General features: G+C 63.4%; 17 protein-coding genes and 1 riboswitch. Of the genes, 5 read left to right on the top strand and 12 right to left on the bottom strand.

What is annotated here, in order from left to right; translation table 11 throughout:
- Positions 1-12 precede the first annotated feature (12 nt).
- The 7 genes from ACVWYF_RS18535 to moaA all read right to left on the bottom strand — a co-directional run bounded on the left by ACVWYF_RS18535 (position 13) and on the right by moaA (position 9,512).
- Positions 13-1,584 (bottom strand): MDR family MFS transporter, encoded by a 1,572-nt coding sequence (locus ACVWYF_RS18535; protein WP_457070773.1) that lies wholly within the window; start codon positions 1,582-1,584, stop codon positions 13-15.
- Between the two features lie 80 nt (positions 1,585-1,664).
- Entirely contained in the window at positions 1,665-2,456 is a 792-nt protein-coding gene (locus tag ACVWYF_RS18530; RefSeq protein ID WP_457070771.1) for an SDR family oxidoreductase, read from the bottom strand.
- A 7-nt stretch (positions 2,457-2,463) separates the two neighbouring features.
- Complete coding sequence (locus ACVWYF_RS18525; RefSeq protein WP_457070769.1) at positions 2,464-2,841, bottom strand: cupin domain-containing protein; 378 nt, start codon at positions 2,839-2,841, stop codon at positions 2,464-2,466.
- 166 nt (positions 2,842-3,007) lie between these two features.
- Positions 3,008-4,159, bottom strand: a complete 1,152-nt coding sequence (locus ACVWYF_RS18520; RefSeq protein WP_457070767.1) for an MFS transporter — start codon at positions 4,157-4,159, stop codon at positions 3,008-3,010.
- Positions 4,160-4,402: 243 nt separating this feature from the next.
- A complete protein-coding gene (locus ACVWYF_RS18515) occupies positions 4,403-7,264 on the bottom strand; it encodes a response regulator (protein WP_457070765.1) in 2,862 nt (953 codons plus the stop codon).
- Positions 7,265-7,604: 340 nt separating this feature from the next.
- Positions 7,605-8,399, bottom strand: coding sequence for an alpha/beta hydrolase (locus ACVWYF_RS18510; protein WP_457070763.1), 795 nt, complete (start codon positions 8,397-8,399; stop codon positions 7,605-7,607).
- 75 nt (positions 8,400-8,474) lie between these two features.
- The gene (moaA, locus tag ACVWYF_RS18505; RefSeq protein ID WP_457070761.1) at positions 8,475-9,512 is read right to left on the bottom strand and encodes a GTP 3',8-cyclase MoaA; all 1,038 of its coding nucleotides are present in this window, start codon (positions 9,510-9,512) and stop codon (positions 8,475-8,477) included.
- A gap of 136 nt (positions 9,513-9,648) precedes the next feature.
- Here moaA and ACVWYF_RS18500 point away from each other — a divergent pair, with 136 nt between their 5' ends.
- Both ACVWYF_RS18500 and ACVWYF_RS18495 read left to right on the top strand, forming a co-directional pair.
- The gene (locus ACVWYF_RS18500) at positions 9,649-9,891 is read left to right on the top strand and encodes a MoaD/ThiS family protein (protein ID WP_457070759.1); all 243 of its coding nucleotides are present in this window, start codon (positions 9,649-9,651) and stop codon (positions 9,889-9,891) included.
- Between the two features lie 42 nt (positions 9,892-9,933).
- Positions 9,934-10,398 (top strand): molybdenum cofactor biosynthesis protein MoaE, encoded by a 465-nt coding sequence (locus tag ACVWYF_RS18495; RefSeq protein WP_457070757.1) that lies wholly within the window; start codon positions 9,934-9,936, stop codon positions 10,396-10,398.
- A 119-nt stretch (positions 10,399-10,517) separates the two neighbouring features.
- Here ACVWYF_RS18495 and ACVWYF_RS18490 read toward each other — a convergent pair whose 3' ends face one another.
- The 4 genes from ACVWYF_RS18490 to moaC all read right to left on the bottom strand — a co-directional run bounded on the left by ACVWYF_RS18490 (position 10,518) and on the right by moaC (position 13,675).
- Positions 10,518-11,009, bottom strand: a complete 492-nt coding sequence (locus ACVWYF_RS18490; RefSeq protein ID WP_457070755.1) for a DUF6252 family protein — start codon at positions 11,007-11,009, stop codon at positions 10,518-10,520.
- Positions 11,010-11,119: 110 nt separating this feature from the next.
- The gene (locus ACVWYF_RS18485) at positions 11,120-11,806 is read right to left on the bottom strand and encodes a porin family protein (protein ID WP_457070753.1); all 687 of its coding nucleotides are present in this window, start codon (positions 11,804-11,806) and stop codon (positions 11,120-11,122) included.
- 166 nt (positions 11,807-11,972) lie between these two features.
- The gene (locus tag ACVWYF_RS18480) at positions 11,973-13,175 is read right to left on the bottom strand and encodes an NTP transferase domain-containing protein (RefSeq protein ID WP_457070751.1); all 1,203 of its coding nucleotides are present in this window, start codon (positions 13,173-13,175) and stop codon (positions 11,973-11,975) included.
- Between the two features lie 8 nt (positions 13,176-13,183).
- The gene (moaC, locus tag ACVWYF_RS18475; protein WP_457070749.1) at positions 13,184-13,675 is read right to left on the bottom strand and encodes a cyclic pyranopterin monophosphate synthase MoaC; all 492 of its coding nucleotides are present in this window, start codon (positions 13,673-13,675) and stop codon (positions 13,184-13,186) included.
- 268 nt (positions 13,676-13,943) lie between these two features.
- Between moaC and ACVWYF_RS18470 the strand changes: the two genes are divergently transcribed.
- Together ACVWYF_RS18470 and ACVWYF_RS18465 are read left to right on the top strand one after the other, a co-directional pair.
- Positions 13,944-15,011: an SDR family oxidoreductase gene (locus tag ACVWYF_RS18470; RefSeq protein WP_457070747.1), complete on the top strand. Its 1,068-nt coding sequence runs from the start codon at positions 13,944-13,946 to the stop codon at positions 15,009-15,011.
- Between the two features lie 146 nt (positions 15,012-15,157).
- Positions 15,158-16,381 carry a molybdopterin molybdotransferase MoeA gene (locus ACVWYF_RS18465; protein WP_457070745.1) on the top strand — a complete coding sequence of 408 codons (1,224 nt, stop codon included), beginning with the start codon at positions 15,158-15,160 and terminating at the stop codon, positions 16,379-16,381.
- A 256-nt stretch (positions 16,382-16,637) separates the two neighbouring features.
- Here the strand turns inward: ACVWYF_RS18465 and ACVWYF_RS18460 are convergent, their stop codons facing one another.
- A complete protein-coding gene (locus ACVWYF_RS18460) occupies positions 16,638-17,213 on the bottom strand; it encodes an NUDIX domain-containing protein (protein WP_457070743.1) in 576 nt (191 codons plus the stop codon).
- A gap of 210 nt (positions 17,214-17,423) precedes the next feature.
- Positions 17,424-17,532: riboswitch (SAM riboswitch) on the top strand.
- 188 nt (positions 17,533-17,720) lie between these two features.
- Between ACVWYF_RS18460 and metH the strand changes: the two genes are divergently transcribed.
- The gene (gene metH, locus ACVWYF_RS18455; RefSeq protein WP_457071167.1) at positions 17,721-21,341 is read left to right on the top strand and encodes a methionine synthase; all 3,621 of its coding nucleotides are present in this window, start codon (positions 17,721-17,723) and stop codon (positions 21,339-21,341) included.
- The last annotated feature ends 67 nt before the right edge of the window (positions 21,342-21,408 follow it).

The following is a 21,408-nucleotide window of genomic DNA, read 5'->3' as shown; positions in this document are numbered from 1 at the left end:
ACGACCCCGCCCCTACTCCGCCAGGGCCGGCGCGTTCTCATTGGCCTTGCGCAGCGGCAGCTCCGGCACCAGCAGCGTGAGCAGCAGGCCGCCCACCACCAGCAAAATATCCACCACGTACACCCGCCGAATGGCCGTGGCGAAGGCCGCCCGCACCGCCGGGTCGGCCGCGCCGGCGGTGGTGGTGGGCACGGCCGGCCCTTCCGCCACTACCGCCGGGCCGGCGGCGGGGCGGGACTGCGCAACGGCCGGCAGGCTGTGGGCCAGCGTGAAGGCCAGCACCGCGCCCAGGGCCGAGGCGGTGAGCGCCCCGCCAATTTGCCGAAAAAACTGGCTGGCCGAGGTGGCCTGGCCCATGAGGGCGGGCACGGTGGCGTTCTGAATGGCCAGGGTGTAAAGCGGCATCGTTGGCCCAAGGCCCAGGCCGCACACGGCCAGATAGAGGAGCACTTGGTAGTACTGCACGGTGGGCGGCATGGTGGCCAGCAGGCTCAGGCCCACCAGTAGCAGTACGAGGCCGCCCAGCATCCAGCGCTTGTAGTGGCCGAAGCGCGACACCATCTGGCCGGCCAGCATCGAGCCCGTGACCACGCCCAGCGACAGCGGCATGAGGCTGGCCCCGGCCCGCGTGGCCGACTCGCCCAGCACGTTCACCATGAACAGCGGCTCGAAAATGATAACGCCCAAAAACGCCCCGCCCATGCAAAACAGCGCCGCGTTGGCCGTGCGGAACACCGGGTTTCGGAACAGGCTGAAGTTGAGAATGGGGTTCTCGTGCCGCAGGCTGCGCACCACAAACAGGCCCAGCGCCACCAGCGCCCCGGCCAGCAGCCCCAGCGTGAGCGCGCCCGACCACGGATACAGCGCCCGGTTGAGCTGCAAGGCCACCACCAGCGGCCCCAGCCCGGCCATCAGCAGGCCGGCCGAGATATAATCGAAGGGCTTGGGCTCGGTGCGCGGGCGCAGCGGGGGCATTTGGGTGATGATGAACCAAAGGGCCAGCAGGCCCAGCGGCAGGTTCACGTAGAACACCAGCCGCCAGCCCGCCACCCCGGGAATGAGGTTGCTGCCCTTATCCGTGAGAAAGCCGCCCAGCAACGGCCCCAGCACCGACGACGTGCCGAACACGGCCCCCGTAAACCCCTGGTAGCGCCCCCGCTCGGCCGGGGCAAACAAGTCGGCAATGATGATGAAGGCCATGGCAAACAGCCCCGCCCCGCCAAAGCCCTGAATGGCCCGGAACACCACCAGCTGCGTCATGCCATCGCCCAGCACGGGCAGCGGCCCAAACTCGCCCGCCAGTCCGCACAGTCCCGAACCGACCAGGAAAATGCTCACCGCCACAATCTCAATCGTGCGCCGCGAGTACATATCGGCCAGCTTGCCATAGATGGGCACCAGCGCCGTGCTGGCCACCAGGTAGGCCGTGGCCACCCACGTAAACCGGTCGAGCCCGTGCAAATCGGCCACGATGCGCGGCAGCGCGGTGCTCACGATGGTCTGGTCGAGCGCCCCCAGAAACATGGCCAGCAGAATGCCGGCGAAGGTGAGCATCTTCTGGCGGTGGGTGAGGGTTTCGGTCACGGCTTTTGATTTTGATATATTCACGGAACATCATGCTTCGCTGCGCTCTGCATGACGGGCTACGGGCTTCTTTGTTCGGATTACAGCAACCCGCGAATCCAGCCGCCATCTACCGGCACCGACGTGCCGGTGATGTAGCTGGCCCGCTCCGAGCACAGAAACGCCGCCAGCGCCGCGAACTCGCGCGGCTCGCCCAGCCGGCGCATGGGGATTTCGGCCTCCCAACGCGCCGTGGCCTCGTCCGCTGTAATGCCCTCGCGGGCGGCGGTGGCATCGGCCAGGCCCACCACGCGCTCGGTGCGGGTGTAGCCGGGCAGGATGTTGTTGACGGTGATGCCCTGGGCGGCCACTTCGGTGGCCAGGGTGCGGGCCATGCCCGTCACGGCCGCCCGCAGGCTGTTGGAGAGCATGAGGTTGGCCACCGGTTGCTTCACCGAAATAGAGGTGATGTTGAGGATGCGGCCCCAGCCCCGCGCCTGCATGCCGGGCAGCACGGCGCGGGTCAGCTCCACCACGCTGCCCAGCAGCAGGTGGGTGGCGGCTTCCCACTGGGCCGCGCTCAGGGTGTCGAAGGTGCCGGCGGGCGGGCCGCCGGCGTTGGTCACCAGAATATCGATGCGGCCGAAGCGGGCCAGGCCGGCTTCTACGAGGCGGGCCACGGCGGCGGGGTCGGCCACGTCGGTGGCCAGGCCCAGCACGGGCGTGCCGTGGGCGGCCGCGATGGCGGCGCAGGTTTCCTGCAAGGCCGCATCATGGCGGGCGCAGAGGATGAGCGTTGCGCCTTCGGCGGCCAGCTCCTCGGCCACGGCGCGGCCCAGGCCCTGGCTGGCGGCGGCCACCAGCGCTACTTTTCCTTTCAGTCCGAGGTCCATAACCGGGCTATTTCAGGCGCAGGTAGTCATCCGATTTGTCGAGCCAGTCCTGGCGGGGCGGGCTGAAGATGTCCACGTCCAGCGTGTCTTCGATGGCTTCGGCCTTGTGCCACACGTTGGACGGAATGTGCAGCACCTCGCCCACGCCCACCACAATGGGTTCGGCCTCTTCGGAGCCAATCCAGAAGCGCAGCGCACCTTCCAGGATGTAGGTAATCTGCTCGTTGTGGTGCTGGTGCAGGGGCACGATGCAGCCTTTTTTGAGGTAAACGTGGGCCAGCATCATCTTGTCGCCGGTGATGAGGCGGCGCGAGAGCTGGTCGGTCACCTGTTCTTTGGGCATATCGTCCCAGGTGTATTTGGTGGCAGTGGGGTTGTCGGGCATTGGGGGTGGGCTTTGGGTTTGATAAAAAGGCGAACGTCATGCAGGGCGCAGCGAAGCATCTTTACTGCGTAACTACCCTAAATGTTAGAATTACTTATGCGGTAAAGATGCTTCGCCGCGCTCTGCATGACGGGCTTTTATATTCCTTCTCCCCTACTCTCAAACCCTACACCCGCACCCTACTCGCCACTGCCGACACGCACAGCCCCATCACCGCAATCAGCGCGAATGACACCCGCAAATTCGTTGCACCCGCCACGAAGCCAATGGCCGGCGGCCCCAGCAGAAACCCGAAGAAGCCAATGGTGGACACCGCCGCCAGCGCCATCCCGGCCGACATATGCGTCGATTTGCCCGCCGCCGAGTACACCAGCGGCACCACCGCCGACGTGCCAAAACCGACCAGCAAAAAGCCCAGCAGCGCCATGGGCAGCGTGGGCCAGGCCACGGCAATGCTCAGGCCGGTGGCGGTGAGCAGGCCGCTGAGCTGAATGACGCGCTTCGGGCCAAGGCGATGAGCCAGCCAGTCGGCCCCGAACCGGCCCAGCGCCATGGTACTCATGAAGGCCGTGTAGCCCGCACCCACCCAGGCCGGCTCGGCGTGAATGACTTTCTTGAAATACACCCCGCTCCAGTCGAACATGGCTCCCTCGCAAATGAGCGCGCAGAAGGCAATGGCTCCCAGGCCCAGCAGCTCCTTGTCGGGCTTCACGAAGATGGGCTGGTCGGGGTCAACACCCAAATCTTCGCGCACGGTGGAGCCGGCGCTCACCGCCAGTCCGGCCAGAATAAACAGGGAGATGAAGACAAAATGCACGCCCGGTGGCACCGCGTGCCCAATCATAAACGAGCCCACGGCCGCCGCCACAAACCCCGCCAGGCTCCACAGCCCATGGAACGAGGCCATGATGGGCTTGTGCTGATACAGCCGCTCGACGCCCACGGCCTGGGTATTCACCGAAATATTCGTAAGGTTGCCGCCCACGCCGAACACAATGAGGCACGGCAGCAGCTGCCAGAGGCTGCCGGCCCAGCCCAGCCCCAGCAGCGCGGTGGCGTAGAGCACTACGCCCCACATCACCACCCGGCGGCTGCCGTGCTTGGCCACCAGCCACCCCGCCAGCGGCAGCGACAGCAATTGCCCCAGCGGAATGGCCAGCAGCACGCCGCCCAGCGCGGCCTCCGAAATGCCCATCTTTTGCTGTACGCTCGGAATGCGCGAGGCCCAGCTGGCAAAGCACAAGCCCAATAAAAAGAACAAAGCCCCCACGGCTAAGCGGTGGGTTTTGCGGGAAATCAACCCAGTGGGAGAAGCCAATGAAATCATGTTAATGCGCCGGGTCAGCACCCTGCCCAGCACCAAAATGGGTGCCGAGTCGGGGCAAAACTAAGCTCTCGCAACGCCCCGCCACCGCCATAAGTTGCTTCCGAATCAAAAATTGCGCCGCCCTGGCAGCAAACGTTACCGCTCTGCAACGCATCCCACTTTAATTGCAATACACAATCAGACAACATTTTACCATAAATACGAACCAACGTTTTTTACCGCCGCCGGCTCGCCCTACACCTGCGTGTCCTGCTTAATCTGAGCCATGATTTCGCGTAGCCCCTCGGCAATGGTGTCGGTTAGCGGCCGCAAGGTTTCGGGGTCGAAGCTGCCAGGCCACTGGTCCAGGGCTTTTACCGGGGGCAGCAGGTGCAGGGCACCCAGGTGTACTAGGCTCGGCGCAAGGGTGTGGGCGGTGGCTTTTAGCAGCGCAAGGCTCTGCGTTTGCATGCCCTGGGCCAGGCCGGCCAGCGCATCTTCGCAGCTTTCCACAAACGTCTCCAGCATGAAAGCCACGAAGTCCAGGTCGCCCTGGCCCACTTTCAGCAGCTCATCCACCGCATACAGCGGATTGGTGACGGGGACGGCAGCGGAAGGCATTGCCGCCAAAGCCACCGGCAGGGCGTCGGCGGCTTCGGCCGGCCGCAGCACAAACCGGCTCACGATTCTCAGCAGCTCCTCCTCCTTGAATGGCTTGGTGAGGTAGCCGTCCATGCCGGCGGCCAGGCACTTTTCCCGCTCGCCGGTAATGGCGTTGGCCGTGAGGGCCACAATGGGCGTGGCTAGGCCCAGTTGCTGGCGCAGCAGCGCCGTGGCGGCGTAGCCATCCATCACCGGCATCTGGATATCCATCAGAATCAGGTCGAAGTGCTGGTGCTGGGCCAGCTCTACGGCCACGGCACCGTGCTCGGCCTCGGTCACCTGCACATGGGCGTGGTTGAGGAAGGTTTTGGCAATCTGGCGGTTGAAGCGGTTGTCTTCCACCAGCAGCACTTGCTTGTTGCGCAGGTCCTGCCGGATGGGGCTGTCGGCGGGCAGCACTTCTTTGGGGGTCAGGTCGAGGGCAGAACCCACGGGCAGGCGCAGGGCAAATTCCATCTGGGTGCCCACGTTCTTCTCGCTTTCCAGCTGCACCTCGCTGCCCATCAGCTTCAGCAGGTTGCGGCAGATGCTCAGCCCCAGCCCCGTACCACCAAACTTGCGCGTAACCGACGAGTCTTCCTGGCTGAACTCGTTGAACATGCTCTGCACAAACTCCGCCTCGATGCCCACGCCGGTGTCGACCACCCGGAATATTACTTCGCCGGGGCCGGTGCCGTCGGTGGCGGGCACGTAGTCGCAGGCAATGGTCACGCGGCCTTTTTCGGTGAACTTGATGGCGTTGCCGGCCAGGTTCAGCAGCACCTGCCGGATGCGGTAGGGGTCGCCGAGCAACACGCGGGGCACGGCGGCGGCCACCTCCGTACTGAGGCACAGGCCTTTTTCCACGGCTTTATAATGCAGGGTTTGCTCCACTTCGGCCAGCAGGTGTGCGGGCGTGAAGCCGACGTGCTCCAGCGCCATCTTGCCCGCTTCGAGCTTCGAGAGGTCGAGAATGTCGTTGATAATCACCAGCAAATGCTCGGCCGATGTGGCGATGGCCTGGCGGTAGCTGTCCTGGTCGGGGGCCAGCGCCGTTTTGGCCAGCAGCTGGCTCATGCCCAGAATGGCGTTCATGGGCGTGCGGATTTCGTGGCTCATGTTGGCCAGAAACAGCTCCCGCGCCCGCACCGCCGACTCGGCCGCCAGCTTGGCGTGGCGCAGCTGCCGCTCGGTGTTCACCCGGTCGGTAATATTGAGGCCGTAGGCCACCACCATCTGCGGCGTGCCGTCGGCATGGTACACCGGCTGGAGGCAGCGCAGTTGATGCACCATGCCCCCGGGCCGGTCGAAGCTTTCCTCATACGTCACCAGCGCGTTGCCGCTGAAGGCTTCCATGATGCGGGCCTGCCGCTCTTCGGCCAGGCTCATGGGGTGGCCATACTCGGCACAATACTCGAAATTATCCTTGCCAATGACCCATTCGCGCTTGGCGGCATCCTTAATCCCGGTGGCATTCACGAGCAGGTAGCGCCCCTCGGCATCGAACACGCCGATGTCGCAGGGAATGTGGTCGAGAGCGTATTGGTAGAAGGCGCGCTGCTCAATCAGCTTTTTCTCGGCCTGGCGGCGGCGCGTGATATTCGAACCCGTGCCCACTACCATGCGCAACGTGCCATCGGGCCAGAACACCGGAATAAAGTGCCGCCGCATCTGCTGCGGCCCGTCAATCGACGTAAATTCTTCTTCCCAAATCACTTCGGTGTGCGTCTGCACGGCCTCGGCAAACAGCCGTTGCCGCCGCAGGGCCAGCTCGTCTGGCCGGCCCCGCCGGGCACCCAGCTCAAAATCATTTTTGCCGATTATCCACTCCAGCATGGCTTGTTCCCGGAAGCAGCGGGCATTCACAAACCGGTAGCGGGCATCGGCATCAAACACGGCCACTTCTACTTTCAGCTGGTCGAGCAAGGTTGTGAACATTGCGCGCTGCCCGGCCAGCTCCTGCTCCAGGGCCGCCGCGCGGCGCACCGCCGTCACATCGCAAAACGTGAGCAGGTGGCCCAGGTCCTCATCGGCGGGCACGGCGTAGCGGCATTCGAGCACGCGGCCATCGGCCAGGACAAAATCCCCGGTGGCCGAGGCGGCACGGGCGGCGCGCCAGGCCCGCGTGCAAGCCCCAAATCCGGCCGGCTCGCGGAAGCAGTGTTGCACGGCAGCAGTTACGTCCAGCTCCGGGCCGTGAAGCCCGGGGTCGGCCGGCAGCCCAAACAGCTCGCGGCACAACTGATTGGTGGCCAGCACCCGGCCTTGGGCGGTGGTCAGCAACACGGCCTCGCCCGCTGCCTGCATCAGCATGGTGAAACGGGCTTGGTGGGCGCGGTTTTCGGCCTGCGCCAAGGTCAGCGCGTGCCGTAAATCGGCTAGCTGTTCAGTGAGCGTTTGGTCTTTCTGACCGGTGGGCAGCAACTCAATAGAATCTGAATTAGAAGAGTTATAATTATTGTAGAAAACGACCATATTTCAAATAATATTTCTTGGACAGAATCAACAAATGTACAATGATTATCTAAATTAACCTACTCATAATCTATGCCTTAACCAACATTACATTCCTACTATTTCGCCATAAATTACAATATTATGCTTCACACTAAATATGACTCAACTCATTATACAGTGTGCTAATCCGAGCCTCTGAAGGCAGTTACTATGCGCGCTCATTCCTACAAGCACATGATTGTCTGAATCGCAGCAGCTTGCGTGGCTTCCTGTTGGGCTGGCACTCAATCCGGGCTCTATGCCACCGATGCTTACAGCCAATGACGGCAGGGGGCGCAACGGGCTTATTGTGCAGCCACTATTGCAGCAGGCGAGCCAGCGCCCGCCGGTAATCGGGGTTGTTGGTCATACCGTTGTGGCCGGCCCCGGGCAGCACAATGAGCGTGTCCGTGGGCTTGAGCAGGGCCTTCAGGCGAAGGGTCGAATTATAGTCGATGACTTCGTCGTGGTCGCCGTGAAACAGCACGATGGGCGCGCTGACTTGGCCAATTAACTCATTGGTCGGCATGGGGTAGCGCAGGATGAAGCCCGGCACAAATGGGTAGAGCCGCGCCGCCATATCACGCATGCTGAAGTATGGGGCCTGCAAAACCAGCAGCTTCGGATGGTGGCGGGCGGCCAGCCACGTAGCCGGCCCGGTACCGAGCGAATAGCCGAGAATGACGGTGCGATTTTCGGGGTATTCGGGCAGGAGTTTCCGGTACACGGTGTCCACATCGGCCAGCATCTGGGCCTGGTTGCTGATGCATCCGCCGCTTTTGCCGTAGCCGCGGTAGTCGAGCAGGAACACGTCGTAGCCCTGGGCGGTGTAGGTAGCCGCCGCGTCGCCCCAGCTATTGAGCGCGCCGCCGTTGCCATGCAGGTAGAACACCAGCCCTTTCGAATCATGCGCTTTAAAAAGCAATCCGTGCAGGCGGGTGCCGTCGGCGGCGGTGGTCCACCGCTCCTCAAACTGGCCCGGGAAATGGAATTGGTAGCCGGCCGGCAAATGCGTGGGCGCAAACAGCAGCTTCTCCTGCTTGAAATACAGCACGCCGCATAGCAGCACGTACAGCGCCGCCGCCACGCCCATCACAATCAGCACAACTTTCATAAGCAGCCGGCCGCAGCCCAGGGAAGCACTTGCCTCGCCAGTTGGCAAGGTAAAGCCCGGAGGCCCAAAAGCCCTTTAGCCCCCAATCGTGGCCATGCTCTCGAAGCTGAGCTGGTGCAGGGGCCGCTGCCGCTCGGCCTCGAAGCCGTTGGCGGCCCGGTGGCGGAAAGCGGCCGAGAGCGCGGCTACAATTTCCTCGTCGGATTTGCCGCCGCGCAGCAGGGCACGGGTATCGAGCACGCCCTGGTCGTAGAGGCAGGTTTTGATGCCGCCTTCCGCCGTGAGGCGCAGGCGGTTGCAGGTGCCGCAGAAGGTGCGCGAGTAGGCCGCGATGATGCCCACCGTGCCCCGGTGCCCGGCAATGCGATATTCCGAAGCCGTGGCCCCGGCCGGCATGCTTATCGGCAGGAGCGCGCCAAAATGGTCTTCCAGGTGCTGGCGAATGCGGACGTGATTCCAGGGCAAGGTGGCGGGACCGGCGGCGTGGCTGCCGCCGTTGAAGGGCATTTCCTCAATGAAACGCACGTCCACGGGCAGGTCGCGGCTAAGGGCGGCCAGCGGCACGAGGGCGTCGATGTTCTGGCCGTCCATCACCACGGCGTTGATTTTCACCTGAATACCCGCATCGAGCAGGGCATGGAAGGTTTCCAGCACCTTGGGCAGCTCGTCGCGCCGGGTAATCTGGAAGAACCGTTCACGGTCCAGCGTGTCGAGGCTGAGGTTCACGGCCTTCACGCCCAGGCGGGCCAGGGCGGGCACATGCGGCGCGGTGAGCACCCCGTTGGTAGTCAGGCTGATATCGTCGATGCCGGGCAACTGGGCCAGGCGCTCCATGAAGGGCATCAGGTCGCGCCGCACAAAGGGCTCGCCGCCCGTGAGGCGCACTTTGCGCACGCCCAGGCCAGCCAGCAGGCCCGTGAGGCGCAGCATTTCCTCGTAGCTCAGCAGCTCGTGTTTGGGCATGTACTTGATGCCTTCTTCGGGCATGCAGTAGAAGCAGCGCAGGTTGCAGCGGTCCGTCACGGCCAGGCGCAGGTATTCCAGCGGGCGGCCGTGCTGGTCGTAGAGGGGCGTGATGGCCGGCGCGGCCGGGGCGAAGAGAGATGGAAGCACGTTTATCACCAATTTTGCCCGGCTGTACGTAAGACTGCCGGCTTGTGGTAAACCCCGGATGCGGGAAAGGTGTTCAGGCCTTAGCCCGAAGCGCCGCCAGCGGCCGGTTTTCACCCCAGAATTTACGTCGAAAGATATGTCATTAAAAGTCGCCCTCTTCGGTATTACCCGCGAAATTGTGGGTACTTCGGTTATCGAGCTGCCGGCCCCCGCCCCCGCTACGGTGGGCGAGCTGCTGGCCGAAATGCGCCACCAGTACCCCGCTCTGGGCGACCTGCGCAGCTGCGCCGTGGCCATAAACAACGAGTACGCCAGCGCCGACACGCCGCTGCACACCACCGACGAAATTGCGTTGATTCCGCCCGTGGCCGGCGGCTGAGGTACCTTGGACTTTGCAGTCCGCGCATGAAGTAACCATCCAATGTTCCCACTCGCGGACTACAAAGTCCGCGCTACTACCTGCATGACTCCCCACCTCTCCATCACCGACCAGCCCATTGACATCGCCGCCGCCCTCGCGGCCGTGCAAACCGATGCCTCCGGGGCGGTCAACTCCTTCATTGGCACGGTGCGCAACCAGTCGGGCGGCCGGCCGGTGCGCCGCCTGCACTACGAGTCGTACGACAGCATGGCCCTCACGCAGCTGGGCCACGTCGTGGCGCAGGCCTACGAAAAGTGGCCCATGCTGCAGGAAGTAGCCGTGGTGCATCGCAAAGGCACGCTGGAGCTCGGCGATGTGGCCGTGGTAGTAGCAGTGGCCACGCCGCACCGCGCCGAGAGCTTCGCCGCCTGCCAGTTCATCATCGATACGCTGAAACAGGTGGTCACCATCTGGAAGCGCGAGGAATATGAGGACGGGACCGAATGGGTGGCGGCGCATCCATAGCCGTTCCCAATGCTCAATAGTGCAGATTGTCCCACAAAAAAGTCCCGACTTATACAAGTTCGGGACTTTTTTGTGGGACAATCTGACACATCGTGCCGTCTGGCGCGAAAGTGCTGCTGTTATTCCGGCACGTAAAATTTGCCGTTGGTTATCGTCTTGGTTGTGTTGGTGTTGGAATTGATACCCGTGAACGTAAATGTGCCACTGATACTATGCCCCGTGAATTCGGTGACGGTGATACTGCCACTGCCTACGGCGGTGGTCAGGCCGGGGGCAGTTCCCGCGTAATACCTTCCCGAACCGCTTTCAAAAGTGGCCCAAGCGGGCGAAGCAGGCCCAAAAGGATAAGTGCCGACGGCGGCGGGTACCTCCAGCTGGATGTCGGTTCGGATGCTGCCGGATTCGTAAATCCGGCCTCCCACCCGCACAGTTTGCGCCGGAATTTGGCCGCTGCCACCCGTGCCAGTCAGGTAGGATTGTGTGGTGGTTTCGCTGCCATTTTCCGTCCAGCTCACGGTGTATGGGGTGGGCTTTGGGGTAGGGTCCGGGGTGGCCTTTGAACAGCCGGCCAATCCAAGCACTACGAAGCCGATGGGTAGATATCGTTTCATGCTACGAAGGTACTTCACAAGAGGTTATATACCCTAAAAACCCTGGCATGCCATCGGCAGCCAGGGTTTCTGATGCAGTTGAAGGCGCAGTAATAGCCTGCGGCTGACATTTATTTGCTCGGAATCAGGTAGCCGAGCGACAGTTGGAAGGCCGAGTGGCGGGCGTTTTTCAGGTCGCCGTTGAAGTAGGTGCTGTTGTCGGATTTCACGAAGTCGCTGAAGGCTCCGGTGTAGCGCAGGCTCAGGCTCAGGCCGTTTTCGGCTTCGTAGCCCACGCCGGCCAGGTAGCCCAGCTCGTTGCGGTTGAAGCCGCTCACGTCGGTTTTATTCTGCGTTTCGGCCGTGCTGGGGCTGCCAATGGCCGGGGTAGTCGTGGTTTTGGTTTGGTTGTTGGCGCTTAGCAGGTAGGAATACTGCGGGCCGGCCTCGAAAATCAGGCCCGAGGCGCGCACTTTCAGCAGCACCGGCACATCGAGGTAGTTGTAGTTCACGCGGCCTTCGCGCTTCTGAGTACCGAATACCGACGAGTATTCCGTAGGCTTGTTCTCAAAGCCTTTCTGCGAATACAGGATTTCGGGCTGGAGCGACAGAAAGCCGTCCTGAATGAGCGGCACATTCAGCACCACGCCGCCCAGGAAACCGATTTTGTTGTTGTAAGTAGCCTGGTTCTGAAGGTTGCCGGCCAGGTTGGAATAGTTGGCCCCGGCGCGCAGGCCGAGGCGCACGCTCTGGGCCTGCGCCGACGAAACAGCGGCCGTGGCCAAAAGCACGGCCGTAACAAGTGCAGTCTTTTTCATGATAAAATAAGGTTGGTTGATAAGACGTGTCGCGGACGCATCCTTCAAAAACGTGCCAACGCGAGACCTGAACGCCCACTAACCGGATAATAGCCTGAACCGTAGGGCAAAAAAACAACCGCCGAACGGGCGGTTATTTTCAGCAACTGTGCATGAGCCGACGACGCTACCGGCTACTGCTCAGCTCCTGCGTGGCGGCGGTGCGCTCCTCGGGCGTGTTCACGTTGCGCAATTCGCCGGGCATGGGCGGGCTCAGCAATTCGATGTCGGAATTGATGAGCGCCTTGCGCGGGCAGGAGTAGCCCAGGCTCAGAAACCGCAGCAGCTGCCCGTAGCTGCGCGGCTCCCAGATGCTAACCAGCGGCTCGGGAAACGCATCCCACGGGCTGCGGAAAGACGTGGCCATCCGGGCAGGCTGCCGGTTGCTCACCAGGTATTCCAGCGTGTGGCGGGTGAGGAAGGGCAGGTCACAGGCCAGCACCAGCCAAGCCGCGTTGGGGTCGGCCTGCAAGGCGGAGAGGATGCCGCCCAGCGGCCCTAGGTTCAGGAAGGTATCGGGCAGGGCGGTGAGGCCGGCGGGCAGCTCCCCGGCCTGGTCGGGGCGCACGGACACGCGCACATCGGGGCAGAATTCGGCCAGCAGCGCGGCCGTGTGCTGGCGCTGGTCGAGGCCGTGGTAGTGTAGCGCGCCCTTGTCGGTTTGCATACGCTCGCTGCGGCCGCCGGCCAGCACGAGGCCGCGCAGCACCGGCACCGCCAGCTGGTACCATTGCCGGATGAAGGCCGCGATTCTGGCGGTATCGGCCAGCGGCAGCACGGGTGGCAGCGGGGCGGCGCTTAGATGTTCCAGCAACACGGCGGGCAGCTCCGTCTGGCCTTCGGCGAGGAGAATCAGGCGCACGTCGGTGAGGCGGTCGAGCTTCTTATCGAGCGGCTTGCGCGGGTCGACGATGACGACCTGCTGGCGGGCGCGGAAGTGGTTGCCGTTCACCAGCACCACGCTTTCGTGGGCCAGCAATTCGGGCTGCGAGAACTTATCCAGCGCCCGCGTCAGGTTGAGCTGGCGGTAGGTGATTTTATCCACTAGCTCGGCCGAAAGACCATTTTCGGCGATGTAAGGCACGGGCTTGGCCGCGATACCCAACGATTCTTCCGCGGCCGCAGAGCCGGCGGCGGCGTGGTCGGCATCGACGTAAGCCACGCGAAATTGCGGGGCCAGCAGCGGCAGCAACCGGGCTACCAGCGTTTGAATATCGCCGCAGGGCGCACCCAGAATGGCCAGCTCGTGGCGGCCGAATTCGCCCACGTCGGGCCGGGCGAGGGCAGCGTGCTTGGTCCGTTTTACGGTTGAGGTTGCGCTACTTTCCATGGTAAAAGTTACGAATTTTCGGCGCGATGAAAGTCTTTTTTGCCGCCGGTTTTCTCGATGAGCTGCACGCCTTCGATGCGGATATCATGCGAAAAAGCCTTGCACATGTCGTAGATGGTGAGGGCGGCCACAGTAGCCCCGGTCAGGGCCTCCATTTCCACGCCGGTGCGGCCCGTAACCACGGCGGTGCATACCACGCGCAGGGCATCGGCCCCATCAGGCTCGATGGTGATGTGGCAATCGTCCAGCCCCAGCGGGTGGCAGAGGGGAATGAGGTCGGCCGTTTTTTTGGCCCCCATGATGCCCGCCAGGATGGCCGTGTGGATAACCGGGCCTTTGTGCGAGGGCATTTCGCCGGCCTGCACGCGGCTCAATAATTCTGCGCCCAGCACCACGCGGCAGTGGGCTCGGGCCACGCGACGGGTGGGCATTTTGGCTCCCACATCCACCATGGTGGGCTGGTTGACGGCGTTGACGTGGGTGAAATTCTTGGTCAGCATAGGGCGTAGAGACGCATATTTGCGTCTAATCGTTGGATGGATAGTAGCGCGGACTTTGTAATCCGCGTCCCCAGCAAATATCCGAACGACAGCCAGGCGGCGCGGGGGCGCGGACTACAAAGTCCGCGCTACTCCTATTGTTTTACCGCAAACTATTGGGCCGGGCAGCCGTTTTCACCCCGGCACCGGGCCAAAATCGCCCCGCCCGCCCCGGCGAAACCCGCCGCGCCGGCCCAACCGGGCCGCCTATTTCACCCCGATTTTTATCATGACCAATACCGCATTAGTCGTTGGTGCCAGCGGCATCATCGGCAGCAACCTGGCCCAGGAGCTGCTCGCTCATAACTGGCCTACCTACGGCCTGGCCCGCCGCCCCGGCACCGACATTGCCGGCCTGCAACCCGTGGCCGCCGACCTCATGGACGTGGCCAGCCTCGAAACCGCCCTGGCCGAAATCCGGCCCACGCACGTCTTCATCACCAGCTGGATGCGCAACGACACCGAGGCCGAGAACATCCGCGTGAACGGTGCTATGGTACGCAACCTGCTGGCCGTGCTTGGCCCGAAGCATACCGTGCAGCACGTAGCCTTGGTAACGGGTTTGAAGCACTACCTGGGGCCGTTTGAGGCCTACGTGAGCGGTGGCGTACCGCCGCCCACGCCCCTGCGCGAGTCGCAGCCCCGCCTGGCGCTCGACAACTTTTACTACGCCCAGGAAGACGAGGTGTACGCCGCCGCCGCGCGGGACGGCTTCACCTGGAGCATCCACCGGCCGCACACCATCATCGGCAAGGCGGTGGGTAATCTGATGAACCTGGGCACCACGCTGGCCGTGTACGCCAGCATCTGCAAGGCCACGGGGCGGCCGTTCCGCTGGCCCGGCTCGCGGGCGCAATGGGAAGGCTTGTCGGATGTGACCGATGCCCGCGTCATCGCCAAGCAACTGGTGTGGGCCGCCACCACCGAGGCCGCCCGCAATGAGGCCTACAACGTGGTGAACGGCGACGTTTTTCGCTGGAGCCAGCTGTGGGGCCGCCTGGCCGAGTGGTTTGGCGTGGCGGCCATGGGCTTCGATGGCACCATTCACCCACTGGAAACGGAGATGGCCGGCGATGCCGACCTGTGGCGCGAAATTGCCACCAAAAACAGCTTGGCCGAAGCCGATTTGAGCCGCCTTGCCTCGCCCTGGCACACCGATTTGGACCTGGGCCGGCCCATTGAGGTGATGACGGACATGGCCAACAGCCGCAAGCGGGGCTTCACCGTGTTCCAGCCCACGGAGGACTCGTTTTTCGATTTATTTGCGAAGCTGCGCGAGGACCGGCTCATTCCGTAGGGCGCTAATTGAACGTCATGCAGAGCGCAGCGAAGCATCTTTACCTCAATACTAACTCTTCCGACTAGAATTACTACTGCAATAAAGATGCTTCGCTGCGCTCTGCATGACGTGCTTTTCGATGTAATTTTTACAACCTTCCCCCCATGCTCACCCCCGCCGAAGCCACCGCCCGCGTCCTCGCCACTGCCCACCCGCTGCCCGCTGAAACCGTGGCCCTGCCCCACGCCGCCGGCCGCATCCTGGCCGAAACCCTCACGGCCGACCGCGACTTTCCGCCATTCAACCGGGTGGCGATGGATGGCATTGCGGTGAGCTTCGCCGCCTGGGCCGGGGGTCAGTCGGAATTCGACATTGCCCACACCCAGTACGCTGGCGAGCCCGCCCGCCCGCTGCCCGGCCCGCAGCAGGCCGTGGAGGTGATGACCGGCGCAGTGCTGCCGCCCGGGGCCGATGCGGTGATTCGCTACGAAGACATTCTGCTGCACGACAACCGCGCCCGCATCCAAATTCCGCCGCCCGCTGCGTCCGGCGTCAACATTCACCACCAGGCTGCTGACCGCCGCGCCGGCGATGCCTTGCTGCTGACCGGCACCCGCCTCGGCCCCGCCGAACTGGCCGTGGCCGCCACCGTGGGCGCGGCTGAAATAGCCGTGCTCCGCGCGCCCCGTGTGGCCGTGGTGAGCACCGGCGACGAGCTGGTGGGCATCAGCGCCACGCCCCTGGCCCACCAGATTCGGCGCTCCAATGTGTATGCTCTGCAAGCGCTGTTTGCGCAGATGGGGGCCGATGTTTCGCTGTTTCACCTCTCCGATAACGTGGAGGAATTGCGCGTGGGCCTCACCAATATCCTGGCCGCCGGCTTCGATGCCGTGGTGCTGAGCGGGGCCGTGAGCAAGGGCCGCGCCGACCACCTGCCGGGCCTGCTGCGCGAGCTGCACGTTGAGGAAATCTTCCACGAAGTGCAGCAGCGGCCCGGCAAGCCGCTCTGGTTTGGGGCGCGGGCCAGCGGGCCGGTGGTGTTTGGGCTGCCCGGCAACCCGGTGTCCACCTTCATCACGGCCTGCCGCTACGTACGGCCCTGGCTGCGCGCCGTGCAGCAGCCCGAGGGTGCGGCCGAAACGGCCGCCACTATTGAAGCGCCCGCGCCGGCCGTGCTCACGGTTGATATCGCCTTCAAACCCCAGCTCACGCACTTCGTGCCCGTGCGCCTGACCGTGGACGCCGAGGGCCGCCGCCTGGCTACGCCCCTCCGCGTGGGCGGTTCCGGCGACATGATGGGGCTGGTAGGGGCCACCGCGTTTCTGGAGCTGCCGCCGGAACCGGCCGTGTTTGCGGCGGGCAGCGCATGGCCGGCATGGGGGTTGTAGCTCGGTAGCCGCTATCCAGAACCCGTCCTCAACAAGGCGGGAGCCGCTTTCGCAACTCCGGAAGGCTATCCCACCGAGGCGGGATGCTCTTCTGAAGTCCCAAAAGCCGACCCCGATAAGGCGGGATGCCCTTCCAGCAATCCAAAACCCACTCCCGACTTGTTGGGATGGCCTTCCGGCACTCCAAAACCCGGCCCCAACTTGTCGGGGTGCCTTTCCGCACCTCCCGAAGTCGGCACCGACTTGTCGGGCTACGCTACGCCGTTAGCTGCCGCAACCGCAGGTGTTGCAGCAGCATAATGGTTTTGCCGTCCTGGATTTCGCCCGTTTTCACCAGCGCCAGGGCTTCCGGCAGCGGCATTTCGAGCACCTCGATTTCCTCTTCCTCGATGCCACCGCCGGCGTGCTGCTCGGTGGCCGCCGAGTATTCGGCCAGGTAGAAAAACAGGCGCTCCGTGACCGAGCCGGGGCTCATGAAGGCCTCCATCACCTTCTCAACGTGGGTGAGGCGGTAACCGGTTTCCTCCTCCGTTTCGCGGATGATGGCCGCGTCCGGGTGCTCGTCATCGAGCAGGCCGGCACAGGCTTCGATGAGCATGCCCGTGGGGTTGCCGTTCACGAAGGTGGGCAGGCGGAACTGCCGGGTCAGGATGACGTGGTCGGTGGCGGGGTCGTGCAGTAGGATAACGGCCCCGTTACCCCGGTCGTAGGCCTCGCGCGATTGGGTTTCCCAGGTACCGTTTTTGCGTTGGTAGTCGAAGGTGATTTTGCGCAGGGTAAACCAGTCGTCGGATAAGGTTTCCTGCTCGCGGAGGCAGATTCGTGCGTTCATACAGGGGTTGAAAGTTCGTTGTTGAAAACAAGTAACGACGCGGTTGGGCAAATCGGTACCGCAGCTAACCGTCGGCGAAAAGCCCGCCGCCCGCCCTTTGCATCCCGGCGAACGCCTGGCCCGGGACCGCGCAGCCGGCCTAACGGTGCGCTCACAACGCCTGCGTTGGCTTGCGCCGCAACGCCCGTTCCGTTGTATCTTCGTCCTACGCTGCTATCCAGAAAGACCGAGGGACCGGGCCCGATGACGTCTTGGCAACCTACCACGAGTAGGTGCCAACTCCCGTTTCACCGCCGTTTTTGGTGAAAGAAGATGACAGCCGGAACCGGACGCTTGCGCCCGGGTTTCTTTCTGGATATGCGCCCTTACGCTGCTATATCGACCCAGAAAGAAATGTCCGTTTCCGCCCCTACCCTGCCCACTATTTCTCCGGAACGCGAAGCTTTCGCTTCGCGCTACCGCCTCCCCGAGCTGCTCCGCCAGCGCCTGCTGATTCTCGATGGCGCGATGGGCACCATGATTCAGCGCCACCCGCTCACGGAGGAGGATTTCCGGGGCACCCGCTTCGCCGACCATCCCAAGCCGTTGCGCGGCAACAACGACCTGCTCAGCCTGACCCGGCCCGACATCATCAAGGGCATTCACGCCGAATACTTTGCCGCCGGGGCCGATATGGTGGAAACCAACACCTTCTCGGGCACCACCATCGCGCAGGCCGACTACGGTCTGGAGCACGTCGTGTATGAGCTGAACTACGAGTCGGCCCGACTGGCCCGCGAGGCCGCCGATGAGTATGCCACGCCGGAGCGGCCGCGCTTCGTGGCCGGCGCGGTCGGCCCCACCAACCGCACCGCCTCGCTCTCGCCCGACGTCAACCGGCCCGGCTTCCGCGCCGTGACGTTTGATGAGCTGGCTACCGCTTACCTGGAGCAGGTGCGCGGCCTCGTGGACGGCGGCGTGGACACGCTGCTCATCGAAACTATTTTCGACACGCTGAACGCCAAAGCGGCGCTCTACGCCGTGCAGAAGTTCTTCGACGAAGGCGGCCGCGTGGTGCCCGTCATGATTTCGGGCACGATTACGGACGCATCGGGCCGCACGCTTTCGGGGCAGACGGTGGAGGCTTTCTGGAACTCGATTCGGCACCTGCCGCTGCTGAGCGTGGGCCTGAACTGCGCCCTCGGGGCCGACCAGCTCCGCCAGTACGTGCAGGAGTTGAGCCGCATTTCCGACGTCCACATCTCGGCCTACCCCAACGCCGGCCTGCCCAACGCCTTCGGTGGCTACGACGAATCGGCGGAAGAATTTGCCGCGCTGGTAGAAGATTATCTGAAGGAAGGCATCGTGACGGTGGTGGGCGGCTGCTGTGGCACGACCCCGCAGCATATTGCCGAATTGAGCAAGCTGGCCGAGAAATACCAGCCCCGCCAGCTACCCACCAAAATTCCGCCGGCCACCCGCCTGAGCGGTCTGGAGCCCTTCGGCATCACTAAGGAAAGCCTGTTCGTGAACGTGGGCGAGCGCTGCAACGTGACCGGTTCGCGCGCTTTTGCCCGCCTCATTCGCACCGGCGCGTATGAGGAAGCCCTGGCCGTGGCCCGCCTACAAGTGGAGGAAGGCGCGCAGGTCCTCGACATCAACATGGATGAGGGCATGCTCGATTCGGAGCAGGTGATGACGACGTTCCTGCACCTCATCGCCTCGGAACCCGACATTGCGCGGGTGCCGGTGATGATTGACTCCTCGAAGTGGAGCGTGCTGGAAGCCGGCCTGAAATGCGTACAGGGCAAGAGCATCGTGAACTCGATTTCGCTGAAAGAGGGCGAGGAAGCCTTCCGCGAACGGGCCCACACCGTGCGCCAGTACGGGGCCGCCGTGGTGGTGATGGCCTTCGACGAAAACGGCCAGGCCGACTCGCTGGAACGCCGCAAGGAAATCTGCCAGCGCAGCTACGATATCCTGACGAAGGAAGTGGGTTTCGACCCCTCCGACATCATTTTCGACCCCAACATCCTGACCGTGGGCACGGGTATGGACGAGCACCGCAACTACGCCATCGACTTCATCGAGGCCGTACGCTGGATTAAAGGCAACCTGCCCGGCGCGCTCACCAGCGGCGGCATCAGCAACATCAGCTTCTCCTTCCGGGGCAATGATTTGGTGCGCGAGGCCATGCACACGGCCTTCCTCTACCACGCCATCCGGGCGGGGCTGGACATGGGCATCGTGAACCCCGGCCAGCTCGGCGTATACGACGAAATCGAGCCCAAACTACTGGAGCTGGCCGAAGACGTGCTGCTGAATCGTCGTGACGATGCCACCGAGCGCCTCGTGGAATTCGCCGATACGGTGAAGCAGAAGGACAAGGCCGAAGTAGTGGCCGACGAGTGGCGCAGCCTCCCCGTGTGGGAGCGCCTGCAACACGCGCTGGTGAAGGGCATTACCGAGTTTATCGACGAGGATACCGAGGAAGTACGCCAGCAGGTGAACCGGCCGCTGGAGGTAATCGAAGGGCCATTGATGGCCGGCATGAACGTGGTGGGCGACCTGTTCGGGGCCGGCAAAATGTTCCTGCCGCAGGTGGTGAAATCGGCCCGCGTGATGAAGAAAGCCGTGGCCTACCTGGAGCCGTACCTCTTGGCCGACAAGCAGGGCTCGGAACGCCAGACGGCCGGCAAAATCCTGATGGCCACCGTGAAAGGCGATGTGCATGACATCGGCAAGAACATTGTGGGCGTGGTGCTGGCCTGCAACAATTTCGACATCGTGGACCTCGGCGTGATGGTGCCGCTGGAGAAGATTCTCGACGAAGCCCAGAAGCAAAACGTGGACGTTATTGGGCTCTCCGGCCTCATCACGCCCTCACTTGATGAGATGGTGTACGTGGCCCAGGCCATGGAAAAGCGCGGCCTGAAAATCCCGCTGCTCATCGGCGGGGCCACGACTTCGCGCCTGCACACGGCCGTGAAAATCGCGCCGTCGTACAGCGGCGCGGTGGTCCACGTCAACGATGCCTCGCGTTCGGTGGGCGTGGCGGCCGGCCTGCTCGGCTCGGGCGAAAAGGCCTACGCCCAGACCGTGGCCGACGACTACGCCGCCCTGCGCGCCGACTACGCCAGCCGTCAGCGCGACAAACGCTACCTATCCATCGAGGCCGCCCGCGCCAACGGCGTGCAGTCGGACTGGAACACGGTTGCCATCACCAAGCCCAGCTTTCTCGGCACCAAAGTGCTCGCAGACTACGACCTCGCCGAGCTGGCCCGCTACATCGACTGGACGCCCTTCTTCCACACCTGGGAGCTGAAAGGCCGCTACCCGCGCATTCTCACCGATGAAAACCTGGGCGAAGCGGCCACCAAGCTGTTTGCCGATGCACAGGCCATGCTCACCAAAATCATCGATGGCAAGCTGCTCACGGCCCGCGCCGTGCTGGGCTTCTGGCCTGCCAATACCAAGGACTACGACACCATCGAAATCTACGCCGACGATTCGCGCGAAACCGTCGCCAGCGAGTTTTTCACGCTGCGTCAGCAGGGCGAGAAAGGTCCGAAAATCCCCAACATCGCCTTTTCCGATTTCCTGGCTCCGAAGGAAACCAGCCGGGCCGACTACTTGGGCGGGTTTGCCGTCACGGCCGGCATCGGCATCGAAAAGCTCATCGAGCAGTACGACGCCGACCATGACGACTACTCTAGCATCATGGTAAAGGCCCTGGCCGACCGCCTGGCCGAGGCCTTCGCCGAGCGCCTGCACGAGCGGGTGCGCCGCGAGTTCTGGGGCTACGCGCCCGACGAGCACCTCACCGGCGAGGAGTTGGTGCAGGAGAAGTACCGCGGCGTGCGCCCCGCCCCCGGCTACCCCGGCTGCCCCGACCACACCGAGAAAATCACGTTGTTTAACCTGCTCGACGCGGAGGGCAAAACCGGCATTATTCTCACCGAAAACCTGGCCATGTACCCGGCCTCTTCGGTGAGCGGCATGTACTACGCGCACCCGGATTCGCGGTATTTTGGCCTCGGTCGCATTGGCGTGGACCAGGTGGCCGACATTGCGCAGCGCAAGCACATGCCGCTCAAAGAGCTGGAGCGCTGGCTGATGCCCAATCTGAACTACGAGCCGAAACAGTAGCGCGGACTTTGTAGTCCGCGAGTTGAACGACAACTGAAAGAATATACCGACCTCACGCTTCCAGGCG

It is taken from the genome of Hymenobacter sp. UYAg731, assembly GCF_054061335.1.
Note: the sequence above shows the minus strand (reverse complement) of the source record. Positions and strands in the feature narration are given on the sequence as shown.

Bases quoted from the DNA above. Each gene is read 5' to 3' on its own strand.
- moaC (WP_457070749.1), bottom strand. From the start codon at position 13,675: ATGCTGACCAAGAATTTCACCCACGTCAACGCCGTCAACCAGCCCACC.
- ACVWYF_RS18515 (WP_457070765.1), bottom strand. From the start codon at position 7,264: ATGGTCGTTTTCTACAATAATTATAACTCTTCTAATTCAGATTCTATT.
- ACVWYF_RS18490 (WP_457070755.1), bottom strand. From the start codon at position 11,009: ATGAAACGATATCTACCCATCGGCTTCGTAGTGCTTGGATTGGCCGGC.
- ACVWYF_RS18485 (WP_457070753.1), bottom strand. From the start codon at position 11,806: ATGAAAAAGACTGCACTTGTTACGGCCGTGCTTTTGGCCACGGCCGCT.
- metH (WP_457071167.1), top strand. From the start codon at position 17,721: ATGGGCACCATGATTCAGCGCCACCCGCTCACGGAGGAGGATTTCCGG.
- ACVWYF_RS18465 (WP_457070745.1), top strand. From the start codon at position 15,158: ATGCTCACCCCCGCCGAAGCCACCGCCCGCGTCCTCGCCACTGCCCAC.
- ACVWYF_RS18500 (WP_457070759.1), top strand. From the start codon at position 9,649: ATGTCATTAAAAGTCGCCCTCTTCGGTATTACCCGCGAAATTGTGGGT.
- ACVWYF_RS18470 (WP_457070747.1), top strand. From the start codon at position 13,944: ATGACCAATACCGCATTAGTCGTTGGTGCCAGCGGCATCATCGGCAGC.
- ACVWYF_RS18510 (WP_457070763.1), bottom strand. From the start codon at position 8,399: ATGAAAGTTGTGCTGATTGTGATGGGCGTGGCGGCGGCGCTGTACGTG.
- ACVWYF_RS18495 (WP_457070757.1), top strand. From the start codon at position 9,934: ATGTTCCCACTCGCGGACTACAAAGTCCGCGCTACTACCTGCATGACT.
- ACVWYF_RS18530 (WP_457070771.1), bottom strand. From the start codon at position 2,456: ATGGACCTCGGACTGAAAGGAAAAGTAGCGCTGGTGGCCGCCGCCAGC.
- ACVWYF_RS18480 (WP_457070751.1), bottom strand. From the start codon at position 13,175: ATGGAAAGTAGCGCAACCTCAACCGTAAAACGGACCAAGCACGCTGCC.
- ACVWYF_RS18460 (WP_457070743.1), bottom strand. From the start codon at position 17,213: ATGAACGCACGAATCTGCCTCCGCGAGCAGGAAACCTTATCCGACGAC.
- ACVWYF_RS18525 (WP_457070769.1), bottom strand. From the start codon at position 2,841: ATGCCCGACAACCCCACTGCCACCAAATACACCTGGGACGATATGCCC.